Origin of the sequence: Catenibacterium sp., assembly GCF_052354645.1 — a bacterium.
Lineage (GTDB): Bacteria > Bacillota_I > Bacilli_A > Erysipelotrichales > Coprobacillaceae > Catenibacterium > Catenibacterium mitsuoka_A.
The window spans coordinates 1-1310 of record NZ_DAWDDM010000102.1; the positions used below are offsets into that span (position 1 = coordinate 1).

Sequence of the window (1310 nt, forward strand, 5' to 3'; positions counted from 1 at the left end):
TCATTTTTAAGCGCCTTTTTATTTAATGTCCTTGACACGGGGTCCACATTATTTTAACTGTATCATAAACCTTGTTTTTAATTATGTCATGAGAATAATACATATCATTATAGCCACCTGCTATAACTACATATTTCGCATTTCTTCCTGTTCCTTCCTCTAATAAATCATCAAATGTTTTACCACGAGACTCCGCAACGAATCCTGCACCACCCTATGATTCCTGTGTATAATCAACACCTGCCATTTGGCTTGCATGAACATACCATAAAACATCTCCTGTAATCATGCCATCCTTAGAATAATCTTCCGTATATGAATCTCCAATATATTGTACAAGACCTTTATTATCTGCATAAACAGGTGAAATAACACAAATAAGCAGAAAGATAAAAATACCAATCAACCTTTTCATGCGATACCTCCGTAATTATTGAATAAGTCTACTAAAATATATTCTTGTTTAGTATTCTTGTCCACATTGTCTACTTAAACCAATGTATTTCATTAAAAAAGTTCCTCCAACTAAGAGGAACCTCAAAGTGAATTAATAAATAATTACTTTAGTATTTCTAGGAATGTTGTCATAGATCCATTTTGCATGATCAAGATCTAATCTAACACAACCATGAGATACTGCCTTATCCATTGAATTATCAATGATATTCTTCGGTGTACTCTGTCTACCATAGATTACTGAATGGAATAAGTAGTTACCAGTAATCTGTGTATAATACCAGCATCTACCTCTTGAACCTGTATTGAAGTATTTACCTTTAGAGCCTACATAGAAAGTACCACTTACTGTTGGTGTTGATGGTTTACCAACACAGCACTGATAATACTGAACATCTTGCCAGTTACCCTTGCCGCCTCTAAAGATACCAACGCGATGCGCAGCTCTATCTACAAGAATAATATACTCTGTAGGACTTGATTCATTACGTACAAGATTACGCATCTTTTCTAGTGGACCGTTAATCATAACACCATTGACTACTTCATAGTATGCACCTTGACCATTAACCTGTGCAAAGCCAGTATAGCCCCAATCTAATACACCATGGTTAATGTAATACCATCCACCTGCATGATAAGCCAAACCAGTATAGTTCCAGTCTAACACACCACCTCTGACACAATACCATGTATCATAATAATAAACTAAATCAGTAAAGTTCCAATTTAACTTACCATTTTCTACATAGTACCAAGCGCCGTTATATTCAGTAAGATTAGTGAAACTCCAATCTAATTGACCATTAGTAACCATATACCAATCATCATAATACATAGTTAATCCTGTATAG

2 protein-coding genes are annotated in these 1310 nt (G+C 34.7%); both read right to left on the reverse strand.

The annotated features are described in order from the left end of the window. Positions 1–214: 214 nt before the first annotated feature. Positions 215–415 (reverse strand): hypothetical protein, encoded by a 201-nt coding sequence (locus ACT8VG_RS05875; RefSeq protein ID WP_444195401.1) that lies wholly within the window; start codon positions 413–415, stop codon positions 215–217. 132 nt (positions 416–547) lie between these two features. Then, positions 548–1310: L,D-transpeptidase family protein (locus ACT8VG_RS05880; RefSeq protein ID WP_444195402.1), on the reverse strand; the 763-nt coding region annotated here is incomplete at its 5' end.